General features: G+C 63.1%; 3 protein-coding genes. 1 reads left to right on the plus strand and 2 read right to left on the minus strand.

Translation table 11 applies throughout. The features are described 5' to 3' along the window. On the plus strand, positions 1-3,012 hold a 3,012-nt coding region (locus AC01YT_RS13415), incomplete at its 5' end, for a transglycosylase domain-containing protein (RefSeq protein WP_476676229.1). 98 nt (positions 3,013-3,110) lie between these two features. On the opposite strand, the gene AC01YT_RS13420 is transcribed toward AC01YT_RS13415, so the two are convergent. Beyond that, complete coding sequence (locus AC01YT_RS13420) at positions 3,111-3,983, minus strand: pirin family protein (protein ID WP_476676231.1); 873 nt, start codon at positions 3,981-3,983, stop codon at positions 3,111-3,113. Between the two features lie 71 nt (positions 3,984-4,054). After that, on the minus strand, positions 4,055-4,432 hold the full coding sequence (locus AC01YT_RS13425) for a carbonic anhydrase (RefSeq protein WP_476676233.1): 378 nt from the start codon (positions 4,430-4,432) through the stop codon (positions 4,055-4,057). Positions 4,433-4,730 lie beyond the last annotated feature (298 nt).

Consider the following 4,730-nt stretch of genomic DNA (forward strand, 5'->3'; position numbering starts at 1 on the left):
GCCCCGCAGCAGGTGCACATCACCCCGGACCCCAACCTGACCCGCGTCAGCCGGCCGGCCTCACCCCCGCGACCGCCCCAAACGGCAGCGCGCCAACCCCGTCTTGCGGCGAACACCCCCTCGCCCTCACGTCCAAGCGGCACCCCGCCTTCCACGCCGGCGCGCCCTGCCCGCTCAGCCGCAGCTGCTCCCTCCCGGCCGGCCGGGGCGCCTTCCCCCACGCGCAATGCCGCCGGCAACCCGCCCACCCAGCCTCCACCCCCGCCGGGCAACGGCAGAAAGCGCACCCTGGGCTGCCTGCTGCGCGCTTTGATCGTCCTGCTCTTTGCCGGCGTGGTTGTGCTCATCGCCATCGGCTCATTCCTGATCTACCGCTACTTCACCATCGCCGCCAACCTGCCCAGCGTGGATGATTTGCAAGCCCGCGCGTCGCAATTTGAGACCACCCGCATCCTTGACCGCAACGGCAACCTGATCTACGAAATCTTGGATCCCCGTGCCGGGCGGCGCACCTATGTCCCGCTGGAGAAGATTTCGCCTTATCTCATCGCCGCCACCCTGGCCACTGAAGACAAGGAATTCTACAACCATCCCGGCTTCGACCCCTGGGCCATCGCGCGCGCCCTGTGGCAGAACTACACCACCGGTGAGGTGGTCTCCGGCGCTTCGACCATTACCCAGCAACTGGCGCGGGCGCTACTGCTCTCGCCGGATGAACGCGCCGAACGCACGGTCGAACGCAAGGCGCGTGAGATCGTTCTGGCGGCCGAGATCACCCGCAAGTATTCCAAAGAAGAGATCCTCGAACTGTATCTAAACGAGATTTACTACGGCAAACTGGCTTATGGGGTTGAAGCCGCTGCTGAGACCTATTTCCACACCACCGCCGAGAAGCTGACCCTGGCGCAGGCGGCTTTTCTGGCCGGCTTGCCCCAATCACCGGCGGTGTACGATATCGAGACCAACCGCGAGGTGACGCTCAACCGCTTCCACCAGGTGCTACGCCTGATGTACGAGATGAGCCAGGAAAAAGGCTGTATTGAGGTCAGCACCAGTTTACAGCCGGTGTGCGTGACCCAAGAGGATGTCGCCTTGGCGGCGCGGGAGATGGAAAACTACCAGTTCCAGGCGCCGACCAATGTGATGCGCTTCCCCCATTGGGTGACCTATGTGCGCTCCCTACTCGAAGCCCAATACGGCGCCGATGCCATCTACCGCTCCGGCTTCACCGTCTATACCACGCTTGACCCCGACCTGCAACAACAGGCCGAAGAGATGGTCAAGCGCCAGATTGCCCAACTGGCCGACCGCCACGTGACCAACGGCGCACTGGTGGCCATCCGCCCCGCCACAGGTGAAATCCTGGCCATGGTGGGTTCGGCGGATTTTTACAACGAAGCCATCTCCGGCCAGGTCAACATGGCGCTGGCGCCACGCCAGCCCGGCTCGGCGATCAAGCCGCTGACCTACGTGGCGGCGTTTGAAAAGGGCTGGACGCCGGCCACCCTGATCTGGGATGTGCCGAGCGAGTTTCCGCCCTCAGGCGACCCTAATGATCCGCGCGAGCCCTATCGCCCGGTCAACTACGATGGGCGCTTCCACGGGCCGGTGACGGTGCGCGTGGCGCTGGCCAATTCCTACAACGTGCCGGCGGTCAAAGCCCTGCAGTTTGTGGGCATTTACGACGACCCCAACACGCCTCAGCCGGACGGCCTGATCAACTTTGCCAAGCGCCTGGGCATCACCACCCTCACCCGCCCCGATTACGGCCTCTCGCTCACCCTGGGCGGCGGGGATGTCAGTCTGCTCGAACTGACCGCAGCGTACGCCGTCTTTGCCAACGGCGGGCGGCGCGTGCCCCCAGTGGCGATCACCAAAATCGTGGATTACAAGGGCAACCTGGTCTATGAGTACCAGCCCCCTGCCGGCGAGCAAGTGGTGCGCCCGGAACACGCCTTCCTCATCTCCTCCATCCTCTCGGATAACCAGGCGCGCGCGCCGATGTTCGGCACCAACTCGGTGCTCAACCTGCCCTTCCCGGTGGCCGCCAAAACCGGCACCACCAATGACTTCCGCGATAATTGGACCTTGGGCTACACCCCCGACCTGGCAGTAGGGGTATGGGTGGGCAATGCCGACTATACCCCCATGCAGAACACCACCGGCCTTACCGGCGCAGCGCCGATCTGGGCCGAGTTTATGCAAGCGGCAATCCAAAAACTGACCGACGGCCGCCCCACGCCGTTCATCCGCCCGGCGGGCATTGTGGAAAAGATCATTTGCGAAGTCTCTGGCGCCGAGCCTTCGGAGTGGTGTCCCTCACAGCGCCTGGAATACTTCGCCTTCGATCAGCCGCCCCGGCCCAAAGAGGATGACCTGTGGAAGAAGGTGATGATTGACACCTGGACCGGCCTGCGTGCCACCTCGGCTTGCGCCGATTCGATCAAAGAGGTGCTGGCGCTCAATGTCACCGACCCCTTTGCCATCAAGTGGATTCGTGAGACCGACGAGGGGCGGCGCTGGGCCGAGCAATACGGCTTCAAGGAGCCGTTGGTCTTCGTCCCCGAGCGCGAGTGCCGCCCGGGTGATCCCCGCCCGCTGCTGCTCTTTTCGAACCTCAGCGAGGGGCAGACGATCACCACCAGCCCGTTGGAAATCTACGCTCTGGTCACCGTTCCGGAACCGTTCCGCGAGTTTCGCCTGGAATACGGCTTGGGCGATGACCCGGACGAGTGGACGGCGCTGGCGATCGGCAACACCAGCGAAAATCAACCCCGCCTGCTGGCCACCTGGGATCTGCACGCGGTGCCGCCGGGGCGGGTGACCCTGCGCCTCTACGTGGAAAGCCAGCGCGATACCTACGCCGAGCGGCGCATCCACCTCAACCTCCAGGTGCCGACGCCAACGCCGACCCCCACCCCCACGCCGACTGCCACAGTCACGCCCACGCTCACCCCCACGGCATCCCCCACCCTTCCTCCGCCAACCGAAACACCAACCCCGACGCCCTGAGGGTGAACCCGGTTCAAAAAGCCCTTCTTTGAGCCAGCAAAAAGGCCAGAACAGACATCCACCGTGCCTGTTCTGGCTTTTTTTCCTGTGCCACGGATTCACGCACCCTGGGGTTGGACAAACGTGCCGTTGCGCAGGTCACGCAGGGTTTGCTCGATCTCCTCACGCGTGGTCATGACGAAGGGCCCGTAGGGGTAAATCGGTTCGCGGAAGGGGCGCCCACTGATGAGCATGAAGCGCGCGCCGTCGGCCGTCGTGATGCGCACGCGGTCACCCGCGTCGTACACCAGCATGCACGGCGCTGCCACCTGCACCGCTTGCCCCTGGGCATCGGATCCAAAGTGCCCCTTGCCTTCAAATAGGTACACCAGCAGGGTGTGATCGGGGTCGGTGGCCCACTCGAAGACCTGGCCGGCCGGCAGAGACACATCCAGATAGACCGGCTGGGCGGCAATCTCACGCACTGGGCTGTGCACGCTGTTGACCGCACCAGCCACCACGCGCAGGCGTGCCCCGCCGTAGGCGACCTCGGGAATGGCTGCCGCTGGCACATCCTGATAGCGCGGCGGGCCCATCTTGAGCACCGCCGGCAGGTTGACCCAGAGTTGAAAGCCGAGCACGCGTCCTTGGGGGCTGCGGGTGGGCATTTCTTCGTGCAGGATGCCGCGCCCGCTGGTCATCCACTGCACATCGCCCGGCCCGATGATGCCCAGGTTGCCTAGGCTGTCGCGGTGGCGCACCTGGCCCTCCAGCATGTAAGTCACGGTCTCGATCCCACGGTGGGGGTGGGTGGGAAAGCCGCGGAGCGGGCCTTCCTGCGGATCGTTGAAGGCAAAGTGGTCAAAGAGCAGGAACGGGTCGTAGGGATTGGCGCGGCTGGGTGCAAATGCCCGCAATAACAACACCCCTGCCCCCTCGATGACCAACTGAGGGGTGATGACTTCGCGGATCGGTCGTACGTCTAACGTCATGGTACCCGCCTTTTACCAAATAATTAGGATTCATTATATCCTAATTATTTCGGGGCGGGTGAAATGAGGGATCAAACTGGAATTTCGGTCACGGTCCAGGTTTCATCCACCCACAGGGCGAGGATCGGAAGGGTCTCGTAGTGGGTTTTGAGGAAGCGAACGGCTTCGTGAAGATGGGCGATTTGGACCTCGCGCGGGGCGGGGTTGCCGGCACAATCATGATGGCCGACGATGGCAATACCCACCGCGGCGTGGTTGTGAACCGAGATGGCGAGTCGTTCCAGGATGGATTGGACTTTAAACGCATTGGAGCGGTCGGCGAGGATCACGTTAGGCCCCGGCTCGGTGATCATATCCACGAAGGGAACGCCGAAGCGGGCTTGCAAGAAGCGGATCACCGGCTGCTGAACCCGGCCATCCATGCAGTTGATCGCGGCGCAAAAGGACATAGGTCTCCTTTTTTGTGTAGATTGAATTCGGTTAGCGCTACGGGGCAGGCTTTTGGGGTTGGTGGACGGCGGCTGGGACGGTAGCCCGCCACCGAGAGCGCGGAGGACGGTGGAGCGTACCTGAACCAAGGGCTGCGTGAATTACGACGCAGCCCTGATTCTGACGGTCGGGGAAGTTCGCCGGGACCTCCGTACACACGCCCTGGCGGGCATTCGATGATTATGACTTAGTCTGTTTAGTCCGCTCAGAAAGAGCGGACTATTTTTGTCTTAATGCCCTGGCGGGCATTCGATGATT

It is taken from the genome of Thermanaerothrix sp. (assembly GCF_056331585.1).